The following is a 13698-nucleotide window of genomic DNA, read 5'->3' as shown; positions in this document are numbered from 1 at the left end:
CCGATCACCGGCGCTCGAGCTCGAAGATGACCTCGCTGGCCACCATGTCGATGGTGTGTTTGCGCCGCAGCCGCCAGCCGCCGTCGGCGAAGACGGACTCCCAATCCTCGACGGTGGGCATGAAGGCGCCCATCATGTCGTGCGCGACCTCGAAACCGAGCATGAACACCGGCAGCTCGTCGTCGGGGATGCCGACCGACCTCGTCGCGTCGCCGATCAGGAAGCGGCGCGCGTTCGGGAACAGGTCCCGGAACCGCCGGAGCGTGCGCACGCACTGCTCCCGTGGCCACAGGTCGTGCCCGGCCATGAAGCAGGTCAGCAGTTCGACGTCGGCGAACTCCGGCCTGGTCGCCATGGACAGCATGTCCTCCTCCACGAAGGTGACCCGGTCGGCGAGCCCGGCGGTCGCGGCGTCCTTCTCGGCCACCTTCAGCGCCTCGCCGGCGATGTCGACGCCGATGCCACGCGTGCCGGGGTGGCGGTGCAGCACCTGCCGCAGGCGCTCGCCGCTGCCGCAGCCGAGGTCGAGGACGACGCCGAAGTCGGTGCCCAGTCCGTCCACTGCCGACCAGAACCACGGGTCGTAGCAGAAGGTGCTGATCTCCTTGCAGGCGAACGCGATCGCGGCCGGGTCACGGCGGTAGAACTCGCCTGCCCGGTTCTCGTTGCGCAGCACGCTGGGCATCTGGCGGAACAGTTCCGCGCTGCCCCGCACGAGCCAGTGGAACAGCGAGCGGGTCTGGTGGATCTCGGCGAACGCGTCCGCCGGCACGATCTTGGTGTCGTCGCGCCGCACCACGCCGACCGCGGCGAGCGCGCGGAACATCCCGAGGGTCGACGCCGCGTCGAGGTCGTGCCGGGTGGCGAACTCGAAGGTGTCGAGCACGCCGTGTTCGGCCAGCTCGTCCAGCGCACCGAGCTCCCAGGCGGCGCCGATCGCCCACGCCGCCACCGTCGAGTTGTACAGCCGGGCCGCCGTCGTCCAAGAGCGCGCGTCCATGGCAGTGTTCACGTTCGTGTCCTCTCGGTTGCCGTTCTGGACGGTCACGAGGTGGCGAGGTGCGCCTCGCCCGCCTGCTCCGGCTGTGGCGCTGGTGGCGCAGCCGGACCCGTCAGCGCCGCACCGATGCCGGCGAGCAGCAGGCCGCCAAGCCCCGCGGCGACGAAACCCCATGCGGGGGACGAGTTGTCGATGACGAACCCGACCACCGGTGCGCTGACCGCGATACCGAGCCGGGTCGCCGAGTCGTAGAGGCCGGTCGCCGCGCCGCGGGCCTCCGGCGGCGCGTGCCGGATGACGTTCTCGGTCGTCGCCGCGAACGTCGGGGTGCACACCAGCTGGTTCGGCACGAGGACGAGCGCGAGCAGCCACCAGGCCTGCCCGGCCAGCGCGCCGGGCAGGACCAGCACGGCGAGCAGCGCCACCAGCAGCAGCTGGGGTACCGCGCGCTTGGCGGCGCCGTACACGAGACCGCCCGCGATCGAGGCGGCCGCGCCGATCGCCATCACCACGCCGGTCCACTCGACCTCGCCGCCCGCCCGCAGCGTGGAGACCACGGCGAGTTCGAGGCCGCCGAGCACGAACAGCGCGCTGACCGAGATGAACAGCGTCGCGACCAGGTTCCGGTTGAGCAGGCCACGCCTGCGTGCCCCGTCAGCGGGTCCGGGCTCCTCGGCCGTGCCGGTCTCCTCGGTCGGCCCGGCTTCGCCGCGGATCGGCGGGTTCCGGTGGTAGAGCACCGCGGCGACGACCGCGACGACGACACCGATGCCGGTCAGCGCGGCCGTGGTCGACACCTCAGCCGCGACCAGGACCGTGATGGCGGGGCCCAGGATGAACGACAGCTCGATCAGGATCGTCTCCAGCGAGAACGCGGCGCGGAGCTTGTCGGCCGGCACCGACGCCGCGACCACCTGGCGGGCGATCGAGTTCACCGGCACCATCAGCGCCCCGGCCGGGAACGCGGCGACCACGAGCACCTCGTACGGCAGCCACGGGATGGCGAGCCAGAACGCGGCCGACACCGCGCCGCACACCGCGACCACGGGCCGCAGGCCGTGCCGGTCCAGCGCCCGCCCGACGAGCGGCGCGCCCAGCATCGTCCCGATCGTCGTCGCGGTGCCGACGAACCCGGCGGCGAGGTAGCCCTTGTCCAGGACCGCCACCACGTGCAGCGTCAGCGTCACCGCCATACCGGCCATGGGCAGAAGTGCCACGAAGATCGGCAGGACCGACCACGCCACGACGGGTATCGCGAGCACGTCGCGGTACGCCCGGACGCCGCCGGACTGGGCTTGTTCCGTCACCGGATGGGCTCCTTTCCACTGCGGGGCAAGGCCGTCACTCGAAGGACAGGGTGATGTCGTCCCCTTTGAGCGCGTAGAGCTCGCGGCCGAGCAGGCTGTTGACGATCACGGCGGCACGCCACGCGGCGAGTCCGAGGTTCGGGTCGGCGACGCCGTGGCTGTGCTTCGCCAGGTTCTGTACGTAGATCCGGTTGGCGGCCGGGCCGTCCCAGTCCACGCGGTAGTCGCCGCCCACCGCGTAGACGTCGCCGTCGCACGGCAACCTGTCCGCGAGCGGCGCCATGAACCCCGGCCGCCCGGTCCGGTACCCGGTCGCCAGCACGACCAGGTCGCCCCGGGTCTCCCGGACCGCGCCGGTGACGGTGTCGGTCTCGACCGCGCGGAAGCCACCCGGCTCCTCCGTGAGCCCGGTCAGCCGGGAACCGGCGAGCAGTTCGTGGCTGAACACGGCGTCGGTCAGGTAGTCCAGCTCGTACAGCCGCCGGTACAACCTGGTGAGCAGCTCGTTCGTGACGCCGTGGTTGGCCGCGCGCTGCCGGTCGAGCAGCCGCAGCCGCTGATCCGCGGTCAGGTCGCGGAAGTACTCGACGAACCGCGGGTTGAACCACTCGTTGGCGAACGGCGACTCGTCGAGCGGGGCGAAGCCGGTGGCGCCGGTGATCCACGTCAGGCGGCGCGGCACGCCGGTGCGGCCGGAGAGCAGGTCCAGCGCGACCTCGCCTGCGCTCTGCCCGCCGCCCACCAGCAGCACGTCCCGGCCGCCGACCGGGAGGCCGCGGTCGATGTGCCGGGCGGCGTGCCAGACCCGGGGGCTGGTGAGGTCCCGCGCGCACGCCGGCACACACGGCTCCTGGCCCACCCCGATGACGAGGTGGTCGGCGCGGCGCACACCACGGCTGGTGTGCGCGACGAACCCGGTCCCGTCGTGCTCGACGGCCTCGACCGCCTCGTCGAGGCACACGCCGAGCAGCTGCGCCGCCCACGTGAAGTACTGGTCGAACTCTTTGCGGCTCACGTGGCCGACGCTCGCGATGAGGTGCCGGTAGAGCCTGCCCTCCTCGTGCAGGAAGTTCAGGAAGCTGAACCTGCTGCGCGGGTCGACGAGGCTCACCAGGTCCTTCACCCCGTCGACCTGCAGCCGCGAGTCGCCCCACAGCAGGCCGTCGTGCCAGGACACGGACTTGCGCGCCTCCACGGCGGTGACGCGGCAGCCGGGGATCGGGTCGGCGAGGGCCGCGAAGCTCAGGTTCGCCGGCCCCGCGCCCACCGCGAGGACCTCGGTGCTCACGGGACCACCTCGTCGCCTACGTGCACGAGGTCAACCGCGGGCGGGTGCGGCCGCGTGATCAGATCCCGGACCGCGGACCGCGCGAACGCGGTGCGGACGATCTTGTCGGTGACCGCGTCGTCCCGCAGCGCCGCCGGCACCACGACGGTGCACTCGACGTCCTGGAGGAAGACGAAGTCCAGCTCCTTGAGCAGCAGGCCCCGCATGTCCTCGCACGCACTGGTCCGGACCTCCCAGGTGTGCCGCTCGCCGGTCAGCTGCGCGGTGAGCCGGTACAGGTGCGCCGCGACGTCCGCGGCGAGGCCCATCACGAGGTACTCCTGCGGGTTCGGGCCCCAGTCGACGCCGGTGAGCTGCTTGGGCTGGTCGACTCGCAGCGCCACCGCGCCGGGCGCGTCCGCCGGGTGGGACTCCAGCTGCGTGCTGCTGATCCACCTGACCCGGCGGGCGGTCGGCGCGGGCGTGAGCTCGGCCTCGACGTCGCCGACGTCCTCGGTCCGCTTGTCTGCCTCGCGCCGCAGTGCCATCGGCACCGCGAGCGTCATGGTCGCCATGTTCGGGCTGAAGCCCCGCATCTGCTCGACCAGCGTGGCCAGCCGGTCCCGGTCCGCGGCGCCGTCGATCTCGAGCAGGCAACGCACGGACCCGGTGTCGTAGGAGATCACCATCTCCGCGGCGTCGAAGATGATCTCCTGCGCGCTGCCACCGCCGAGCAGCGTGGTCACGCCGCACGCCGCGATGCCGGTCAGCGCGAGGTCCATCGGCCGTGGTCCGTCCTCGCCATCCGCGGCGAGCGCGACGGACAGGTTCCTCGCGGACTTGACGGTGCCGAACAGCGCGGGGCCGATCGTGGCCGTCAGCCCACGCAGCGGGGACGCGGTCGCGGACGCGGTGTACCGGTAGGCGGCCTCGGCCGGGTCCTCCTTGACCTCGTGCATGACCTCGCTGAACCCGGCGGTGTAGAAGCTGTTCCTCATCTACTCGCCCTTTCCGTCCAGGCTGTCGAGCGCGTCGCGCAAGTCGGCGATCAGGTCGTCCCCGTGCTCGATCCCGGCAGAGAACCGGACCAGTCCCGGGTTGATGCCGATCCGCGCGCACTGGCCGGAGGTGAGCGAGCTGTGCGAGGTGTTGCTCGGCATGCTGACGAGCGACTCGACGCCGCCGAGGCTCGTCGCCACGTGGGGCAGGCGAAGCCTGCTCATGAACTCCAGCGCGGCCGCGTCACCGCCGCGGACCTCGAAGCTGACCATGCCGCCGTAGCCGAGGTAGTCCTCCCTGGCGAGGCCGGAGTACCGGGCACCGCCCGCGTCGGGGTGGAAGACGGCGGCGACGCGCTCGTGCGTGGTGAGGAACCTGGCGATCCGGCGCGCGTTCTCGTTCTGCTGCCGCACCCGCAGCGCCAGGGTCTTCAGCCCGCGCTCCAGCAGGAAGCAGGTCAGCGGCTCCAGCGAGCCGCCGAACCGCAGCGCCTGCGCCCAGATCCGGTCGAGGAACTTGCGCCTGCCGACGATGACACCGGCGGTCAGGTCGCTGTGGCCGCCGAGGTACTTGGTCGCGCTGTGCACGACGATGTCGGCGCCGAGCTCCAACGGGCGCATGTTCACCGGGGTCAGGAACGTGTTGTCCACAACGAGCAGCGCGTTCGCCTCGGCGGCGATCTCCGCGATCTCGCGGATCGGCGGCGCCTTGAGCAGCGGGTTGGTCAGCGTCTCGAAGAACAGCAGCTGGGTCTCCGGCCGCACCGCGGCGCGGATCGCGTCGAGGTCGGTCGGGTCGACGAAGCTGACCTCGCGACCGGCCGACGGCATGTCCTCGCGCAGCAGGTTGTACGTGCCGCCGTAGACGTCGTAGGCGGAGATGATGTGGCTGCCCCCGTTGGTGAGCGCGTAGATCGTGCTCGCGATCGCGCTCATGCCCGACGAGGTCACCATCGCGCTCCGGCCGCCCTCCAGCGCCGCCAGCTTCTCCTGCACGGCCCACTGCGAGGGGTTCCCGTACCGCGTGTAGATCGGCACGTCCCGCATCGCGCCGTCGGCGAACGCGTCGTAGCTGGCGTTGTCGAGCAGGAACGTGCTGGTCTGGAAGATCGGGGTGCCGACGCAGCCGGTGACCGGGTCGGCGTAGGTGCCGGCGTGCACCGCGAGGGTCTCGACGTTCATCTCCCGTGGCAGTACCCGGTGCGCGGGCGAAACGGGTCCGGCGAACCGGATCCGGGTGAGGTCGTCGAACCAGCTGGCGTCGCTGGTCCGGCCCTGTTCGAAGCCGACCGCGGTACGACCGTTGAGCTCCACTGCCACCCCTTCGAGTCGAATTCACGAATGCCCCGGCAGTCGAATCGCATTTCCCGGAGACGAATTCCCGCCTTACTCGGGTCAACGTAGCAAGCGCCGGGTCGACACCCTGTCAATACGCTGTCGACATATTGTCAACGACTCCGACCTGCGTGTTCCTTGACACCGGGCGCACGGTCTGACGATGCTGAATGTCATCTCGCAGGCCACTGGCTGGAGCACGACATGGCTACCGCAGAAAGCATCGGAAATGATCCGATCGAACGCATCTGGTACCACGGAGAATGCCATTGTGGCGGCGTCCGTTTCTCGGTCGCCGCGAGCCGGAACCTCACCATCTCGCTGTGCAACTGCGGGATCTGCTACAAATCGGGGCACCAGGAGCTCATGATTCCCGAGGAGCGGTTCGAACTGCACCAGGGCCAGGAGTTCCTGAAGCCCTACCGGTTCGGTAACCGCATTGCCGACCACACGTTCTGCGCCGTGTGCGGAATCATGCCGTTCTACCGTCCGCGCTCGCATCCCACCGGCTTTTTCAGCGTGAACGCGCGGTGCCTCGACCTCGAGGCCGCCGAGCACATCGAGTTCGTGGAATTCGACGGCCAGAACTGGGAAGAGAGCATCGCGGCTGGCAAGCACGTGCTGACCGAGTGAGAGGACACCACACGCAATGGACAAGCTCGAGCAGGCTGTTCTGGACTACAAAACCGACGGCTACGCGATCATCCGGGACGTCATCGATCCCGACCTGCTCGCCGAGATCGGGCAGCACGTCGACTGGCTGATCGCGAAGTACCCGGAGCTGCGCCCCGAGCACCTGCACCACCCGCTGATCCGCAACGACGCGTTCTGGGTGCGGATGATCCTGGAACCCTCCCTCGTGGACATCGCGGAGAAGCTCCTCGGCCCGGACGTGGCCTGCTTCACCGCCCACTACATCTGCAAGCCACCTCGCGACGGGCACGCGGTCCTGTGGCACCAGGACGGCGCGTACTGGAAGCTCGACCCCCTCGAGGCGCTGACGGTCTGGCTGGCCGTGGACGCGAGCACGCGGGAGAACGGCTGCCTGCGGATCATCCCCGGCACCCCCGACGTGCCCATCTACCAGCCGTCCCGCCGCGACGACGTACCCAACCTGCTGTTCTCCGCGTCCGACCAGCGGATCGTCGACGAGCTGATCGAGCGCAACGGCATCGTGGACATAGAGCTGAACCCCGGCGACGTGTCCATCCACCACCCCAACGTGCTGCACTCGTCCGAGCCGAACACGTCACCGAAACGCCGGTGCGGGCTGGACATCGGCTACATCTCGGCGTCGACCCGCATACTCGCCGACGGGGTGTACCTCGATCCCGTGCTGGCACGGGGAAACCGGGTGCCCGGGGTCAACAACTTCCGGCCGATCCCCGAGTACCGCGAAGGCGATTCGATCCCGTTCGCCGGCGCCGGGGAGTGGAACGACCGGGCCCGGCTGCTCAACGCGGCGAGCGGGGCCGGCGCGGCGGACGAGCACACCGGGGAGAGCCCGGTCGAGGCGGCCATGCACATGGTCTCCCGTCTCCGCGAAGGCACGGTCACCCGGTAGCACGCGAGAAGTCTTCCACAGCAACGAAAGGATCGGCAGCATGCTCAGGTTGGACCTCGACACAGCGCTGGCCGAGATCAACGAGATCAAGGCGAGGTACACCCGTGACCGGGCGGCCTTCGTCAAGGGCGAGCACCTGATCGAAATTCTGTCCGCGTTCGGCTCGACACCGCAAAGCGTCGCGGAGTTCAGGAAGGTGAGCGAGGGCCTCCCGCCGGATCCGACGCTGGATTTCCGCAAGGCGCGCAACGGCCGCTTCTGCCTGGACACCGGCGCCGGCACGGCGTACCGCACGGAGTTCCAGCCGTTCATCCTCACCACCGAGGAGGACTTCGTCCGGCACGACTCGGGCAAGGTCCGCCGCTTCGCCGAGATCGACGCCAACACCCAGCTCAACCCCACGTTCCAGGCGCTGCTGGTGTTCAAGCACCTCGTCGTCGACGACATCGAGATCGTCCAGCGGCCCGGTCTCGACTACGACCTGGACAAGTGGATCTGCACGGCGTTCCACACCAGGACCACCACCGACAACGAGCACACCGGGGAACCCGCGCTGGAGGGCGTGCACAGCGACGGTGTCGACCACACGATGACCGTGCTGCTGGGCAGCGAGAACATGACCGACGACAGCGCGGTCACCCGCATCCACGACATGCGCGAGCGCAACGCCACCCAGTGGTACGACATCGACCCGGAGCTCGCGATCGGGCAGTGGCAGCATCGCGACTTCCTTGACACGATCCTGATCGTCGACCACGAGCGCAAGCACAGCGTGTCGACCATCATGCGCAAGGACCCGACCACGTCGGCGCAGCGGGACATGCTGGTGCTGTTCACGCGCAAGCTCACGCAGCCCGGTCACGTCTCCCACGAGTTCGACTCCGTCGCCCCGCACCCCACCCTCCCGATGTCGGTCGACCTGCTCACCCCGGCACGGGCATGACCGTTCCGTCCCGCCATGCCGGCGGCGTCACCGGGGATGTCTTCAGCGACGTCACCACGGCCTCGGCCAGGGCGGCGGGCTCGTTCAAGTGGACCGAGTTCGGCGACGGGCTGATCGGGGCGGGCGCCGCCGAGATTGACTTCGGGACCGCGCCACCCGTGGCGGCCGCGCTGCGCGAGGCCGTCGACGCGCACACGTTCGGCTACCTCGCACCGGCCGTGGCCGAGCACACGCGGGCGGCCTGCGCCCGGTGGCAGCGGGAGGTCCACGGCTGGGACGTGTCCCCGGACGACGTGCGGCTGCTGCCCGACGTCGTCCGGGCGTTCCACGTCGCGGTCGAGCACTTCTCCCGGCCGGGTTCCCCGGTCATCGTGCCCACCCCGGCCTACCCGCCGTTCCTGCGGGTGCCGCCGATGCTCGGCCGGCCGGTCGTCGAACTGCCCATGGTCACCGACGGCGGCCGGTATCGCGTCGACCGCGACCGGCTGGCGGACGCGTTCACCGGCGGCGCGCACCTGCTGGTGGTGTGCAACCCGCACAACCCGGTGGGCCACGTGTTCGACGAGGCGGAACTGTCGGCGATCTGCGCGGTGGTCGAACGCCACGGGGGGCGCGTGTTCGCCGACGAGGTGCACGCGCCGCTGGTGTACCCGGGGCACTCGCACGTGCCCTACGCGAGCGTGTCGGCGGCCGCCGCCGCGCACACCATCACGGCCACGTCGGCGTCGAAGGCGTGGAACCTGCCCGGCCTGAAGTGCGCGCAGATGCTGCTCAGCAACGACGCGGACCGAGCGCGCTGGGACCGGCTCAACCGCCTCGCAACCGACGGGACGTCCACGCTGGGCGCGGTCGCGGCCACCGCGGCCTACCGGCTGGGGCGGCCATGGCTGCTGGCGCTGCTCGCCCACCTCGACCGGAACCGGCGGCTGCTGGCGACCCTGCTCGGCGAGCACCTCCCCCAGGTGCCGTACACCCAACCGGAGGGCACGTTCCTCGCCTGGCTGGACTGCCGAGGGCTTGGCGTGCCCTCGCCCGCGGCCCACTTCGCGGCGCACGCGGGGGTCGCGACGCTCGACGGCGCCGACTGCGGACGCGCGGGCGAGGGCTTCGTGCGGCTCAATTTCGGCACGTCAGCACAGGTTCTGCGGTCCGCGGTGGCGGGGCTCGCCGGCTCCGTGGCCCTCGCCACCCAATCCCGATGACCCCCCGCAGTGTCCACAAAGGAGGATCAACCATGTATGTCCCCAGCCTCTCAGCGCCTGCCGAGCAGGTGGTGGTGCCGGCGGGGACCGCGGCCGGCGCCGCGGTCCGGGCGGCCGGCCTGCCGACCGAGGGTCCCGACGCGGTCGTCGTCGTGCGGGACCCGGACAGCGGGCTCCATGACCTGGAGTGGGCGCCGGACTCCGACGCCGAGGTCCAGGCGGTGACCGCGAACAGCCCCGACGGGCGCGTCGTGGTGCGGCACTCCGCCGCGCTCGTGCTCGCACAAGCCGTGCAACAGCTGTTCCCGGGCGCCAAGCTCGGGCTCGGCGCGCCGACCGTCGACGGCTTCTACTACGACTTCGAGCTGCCACGGTCCTTCAACGCCGAGGACCTCGCGGTCATCGAGAAGCAGATGCAGCAGATCATCACCGCCGGGCAGCGCTTCACGCGGCAGGTGATCGACTCGGTCGACCAGGCGCGGCAGGTGCTCGCAAACGAGCCGTGCAAACAGGAGCTGCTGGACCTGCGGGAGACCGGCAACCCCCGCGTCGGGTCCGGCGTCAGCGCCGTCGACGTCGCGGGCGTGATGGCCACCGAGGGCGACCTCGCGATCTACGTGACCGTCGACACAAACACCGGCGAGCGGGTGTGGCGCGACCTGAGCCGCGGCCCGCACGTGCCCGCCACGTCCGCGATCCCTGCCGTCACGCTGCTGCGGGCGGAGCCCGTGCGCTGGGACGGCGCGGAAAGCAGGCAGCTGCAACGGATCCACGGCACGGCGTGCGAGTCACCGCAGGCGCTGGCCGACCACCTGCGACTGCTCGAGGCGGTGCGCGCGCGTGACCACCGCGTCCTCGGCCGGCAGCTCGACCTGTTCACCTTCCCCGACGAGGTCGGGGCCGGGCTCGCCGTGTTCCACCCTAAGGGCGGCGTACTCCGCCGCCAGGTCGAGGAACACTCGCGCCGCCGCCACGCCGAGGACGGCTTCGAGTTCGTCTACACCCCGCACCTGTCGCACGCGTCGCTGATCGGCGGCACCCGGCCGCTGGAGCTGTACCGCGACAAGATTTTCCCGACCATGCACTTCGACGCGGAGTCCGACGAGGGCGGCACCGTGCTCGGCAAGGGCAGGGACTACCTGCTCAAGCCGATGAACTGCCCGTTCCACAATCTCATCTACACCTCGCGGGAACGGTCACACCACGAGCTGCCGTTGCGGATGTTCGAGATGAGCACGATCCACCGCTACGAGCCCGTTCCCGTCAACGGCCTGCTCGACACCCGCGCCACGACCATGGACGACACCCACATCTTCTGCACCCCCGACCAGCTGCGGGACGAGCTGCGCGGGCTGCTCGCCTCGATCGTCGAGGTGCTGGGCGACTACGGGTTCGCGGACCTGCACCTGGTGCTGGACACCCGCAACGACGAGTTCTACGTCGGCACGGACGACCAGTGGGCGCACGCCACCGATGCGCTCGCGGACGCGGGCGCGGCCGCCGGGGTCCGCGTCACCGAGGCCCCCGCGGCCGCGCAGTTCTACGGCCCGCAGCTGAACGTGCACGTGGTCGACGACCTCGGCCGGTCGTGGAAGCTGTCCACCTTGCTCGTCGACTTCAACCTGCCGCATTTGGACGGCCTGCGGTACACCGCGGCGGACGGCACCGCGCAGGAGCCGATGATGATCCACCGCTCGCTGTTCGGCTCGATCGAGCGGTTCGTCGGCCTCCTGACCGAGCACTACGCCGGTGCCTTCCCCGCCTGGCTCGCGCCGGTCCAGGTGGCCGGTGTGGCGACCGGCGATGAGGCTGCCGAGCACCTGCAGAGGGTGGCGAAAGCACTGCGGAGCAGGAACATCCGGGTCGAGGTCGACCGGTCGGCGACATCCGCGCGGGACAAGCTCGCCGCCCACGCCGCCCAACTGGTGCCGTTCGTGCTGGTGGCCGAGGCGGGCGACGTGGCGGCAGGCACGGTGTCGGTCGTGTTCCGCGACGGCCACCGTGCCGACGGCGTGCCCGCGACCGCGACGGTCGACGCCATCGCCTCCTGGATCGACCGGCGCGTGAACGCCTCACCGACCGCCGAGACGGTGCTGTGACGCGTTGTCCCGTCAGCCCACGAAGATCGGGCGGCGGGACAGCAGTCGCGGGGTGTTCGCCGGGCGCGTGGGCTTGCCCGCGGTCTCGGCGGACACCCGCTCGACGAACTCGGCGAGCGTCATCGTCAGCTGTTCACCGAACCGTGTGCGCACGGTGAGGTCGCCGCCCGCGAGTTCGCGCTCCCCCACCACCAGGGTGTAGGGCACCCATTCCTTCTCGGCCTCGCGGATCTTCTTGCCCACCTTGGCGTCCCGGTCGTCGACGTCGACCCGGAACGGGATCCGGTCCGCCAGCGCCTGTGCACCGTCCACATAGGCGTCCGCCACCGGCACGACACGCACCTGTGTCGGGGCGAGCCACACCGGCCACGCGGCCTTCTCGCCACGCCGCATGCGCAGCGCCTGGTTCTCCAGGATCGCGTACACGTTGCGGTCCACCGAACCGCTGACCGAGGTGTGCATCAGCAGCGGGTGCCGCTTCTCGCCATCCTGTGCCGTGTAGCGGATGCCGAAACGCTCGGTGTTCTCGACGTCGATCTGCACTGTGGACAGACACGCCGCTTTCTTTGCCGTGTCCACGAAGTTCATCTCGAACTTGGCGACGAAGTAGAAGAACCGTTCGTCCCACACCTCGACCAGCGCCGGCCTGCCCAGCGTGGCCATCAGGTCCTCGACGAACCCGGGGTTCTCGTCCAGGAAGGACCGGACGAACCGGATGGCGGGCACGCAGTCGAGGCCGATGTCGTCGAGCCACCGCAGGCACAGCGAGACCTGCTTGAGGAACTCCACCTTCGCCATGCCCATGTCGGCGACGAGGCTGTGCATGTCCGGCATGGTGAACGTGCGCAGCCGCCGCAGGCCCGCCACCTCGCCGCCCTGCTCGCGGCGGAACGAGAAGTGCGTGAGCTCGTAGAGCCGGACCGGCAAGTCGTGGTGCGACGCGACGAGGTCCCGCTGGATCATGTACTGCCCGAAGCACGCGGCGAACCGCAGGAACAGGTCCTTGTCGTCGCTCTTCACCAGGTACTGGCGCGCCGGAAACCGCTGGAGGTACTTCGACAACGCCGGGTGGGCGTAGTCGTACATGATCGGCGTCTCGACCTCCATGGCGCCGTAGTCGACGACCGTGCGGGTAACGTGCTCCTCGAGCAGCCGCTTGACCAGCAGTCCCTTCGGGTACCACCGCAGGTTCCCGGTGTCGGAGGCCGGTTCGTAGTCGACCAGCTCGTGTTCGCGCATCAGCTTGATGTGGGGCGGCGCGTCCTCGGCGACCCGGGAACCCGTGCGCTCGTAGGTGAACAGGTCGGCGAGCCCGCGGTGCGCGCGGAAGTCGAAGTCGTCGGCGAGCACGTACGTGCCGTCCGGCTGGTAGACCCTCCACTCGGACCGCAACGTTTTCTCGGCGGCCAGTGCCGTCGACTCCGACGCGCCGTCGTCCTCGGGTTCCTCGGTGCCGTCCGGCCGGATCGTCAGCGCCAGCTCGGAGAGCGGATGTCCCTTGCATGCGATGTCGAACGACTTGTAATACCCGAACGGCGCCTGGTGAGTCTCGAGATCCCCGTTGTCACGCAAGGATTCGGTCACCTGGTCGATGATCCGCGCGGCGACCCTCGGCGACGCGAGGTCGCTGGCGAGGTGCGCGTACGGGTACACCATCACCCGGGGCGCCCCCATCTTCGCCGCGGTGTCCCGGATCGCGGCGGCCGCCTTCTTCGCCACCCCGGCAACGCTTTCCTGGTCGGTGGCCTCCGCGGTGGCGAAAGCGACGAGCACTTCCTCCACCCGGGCGCCGGTCTCGTCACCGGCCGGCTCCGGGGCGGCGCCGGCCACCTTGGTGTCACCGGTGACCTCGTAGCCGAAGTGGTCAGCGTGGATCATCAACAGCCGCACGAACACACCCTCGTCCGCGTTGAATTGCCGAACGTCAATGAGCATCGCACTATACCGATCGGAGCGCACGGGAGACCGGCGACCGGCGATCAG

11 protein-coding genes are annotated in these 13698 nt (G+C 70.1%); 5 read left to right on the top strand and 6 right to left on the bottom strand.

The features are described from left to right. Positions 1–4 precede the first annotated feature (4 nt). The 5 genes from VGD70_RS27975 to VGD70_RS27955 are packed head-to-tail and all read right to left on the bottom strand — an operon-like array spanning position 5 to position 5892. On the bottom strand, positions 5–1012 hold the full coding sequence (locus VGD70_RS27975) for a class I SAM-dependent methyltransferase (RefSeq protein ID WP_331086492.1): 1008 nt from the start codon (positions 1010–1012) through the stop codon (positions 5–7). A gap of 32 nt (positions 1013–1044) precedes the next feature. Next, positions 1045–2307: an MFS transporter gene (locus tag VGD70_RS27970; RefSeq protein ID WP_331086490.1), complete on the bottom strand. Its 1263-nt coding sequence runs from the start codon at positions 2305–2307 to the stop codon at positions 1045–1047. Positions 2308–2341: 34 nt separating this feature from the next. Then, positions 2342–3595 (bottom strand): lysine N(6)-hydroxylase/L-ornithine N(5)-oxygenase family protein, encoded by a 1254-nt coding sequence (locus VGD70_RS27965; protein WP_331086489.1) that lies wholly within the window; start codon positions 3593–3595, stop codon positions 2342–2344. Next, positions 3592–4572 (bottom strand): hypothetical protein, encoded by a 981-nt coding sequence (locus tag VGD70_RS27960; RefSeq protein ID WP_331086487.1) that lies wholly within the window; start codon positions 4570–4572, stop codon positions 3592–3594. The genes VGD70_RS27965 and VGD70_RS27960 overlap by 4 nt, the downstream gene beginning before the upstream one ends. Continuing rightward, positions 4573–5892, bottom strand: a complete 1320-nt coding sequence (locus tag VGD70_RS27955) for an aminotransferase class I/II-fold pyridoxal phosphate-dependent enzyme (protein WP_331086485.1) — start codon at positions 5890–5892, stop codon at positions 4573–4575. Positions 5893–6111: 219 nt separating this feature from the next. Here VGD70_RS27955 and VGD70_RS27950 point away from each other — a divergent pair, with 219 nt between their 5' ends. The 5 genes from VGD70_RS27950 to VGD70_RS27930 are packed head-to-tail and all read left to right on the top strand — an operon-like array spanning position 6112 to position 11715. Next, positions 6112–6540 carry a GFA family protein gene (locus VGD70_RS27950; protein ID WP_331086483.1) on the top strand — a complete coding sequence of 143 codons (429 nt, stop codon included), beginning with the start codon at positions 6112–6114 and terminating at the stop codon, positions 6538–6540. Between the two features lie 16 nt (positions 6541–6556). After that, on the top strand, positions 6557–7471 hold the full coding sequence (locus VGD70_RS27945; protein WP_331086481.1) for a phytanoyl-CoA dioxygenase family protein: 915 nt from the start codon (positions 6557–6559) through the stop codon (positions 7469–7471). 40 nt (positions 7472–7511) lie between these two features. After that, positions 7512–8414 carry a 2OG-Fe dioxygenase family protein gene (locus tag VGD70_RS27940; RefSeq protein ID WP_331086479.1) on the top strand — a complete coding sequence of 301 codons (903 nt, stop codon included), beginning with the start codon at positions 7512–7514 and terminating at the stop codon, positions 8412–8414. Then, positions 8411–9616: a MalY/PatB family protein gene (locus VGD70_RS27935; RefSeq protein WP_331086477.1), complete on the top strand. Its 1206-nt coding sequence runs from the start codon at positions 8411–8413 to the stop codon at positions 9614–9616. The genes VGD70_RS27940 and VGD70_RS27935 overlap by 4 nt, the downstream gene beginning before the upstream one ends. 32 nt (positions 9617–9648) lie before the next feature. Continuing rightward, entirely contained in the window at positions 9649–11715 is a 2067-nt protein-coding gene (locus tag VGD70_RS27930; RefSeq protein ID WP_331086475.1) for a threonine--tRNA ligase, read from the top strand. A 12-nt stretch (positions 11716–11727) separates the two neighbouring features. Here VGD70_RS27930 and VGD70_RS27925 read toward each other — a convergent pair whose 3' ends face one another. Beyond that, on the bottom strand, positions 11728–13605 hold the full coding sequence (locus tag VGD70_RS27925; protein WP_331086473.1) for a threonine--tRNA ligase: 1878 nt from the start codon (positions 13603–13605) through the stop codon (positions 11728–11730). Between the last annotated feature and the right edge of the window lie 93 nt (positions 13606–13698).

Origin of the sequence: Actinophytocola sp., from assembly GCF_036402745.1 — a bacterium.
In the GTDB taxonomy this organism is placed as follows: domain Bacteria; phylum Actinomycetota; class Actinomycetes; order Mycobacteriales; family Pseudonocardiaceae; genus Actinophytocola.
This window is presented reverse-complemented; position numbering and strand designations above follow the sequence as displayed.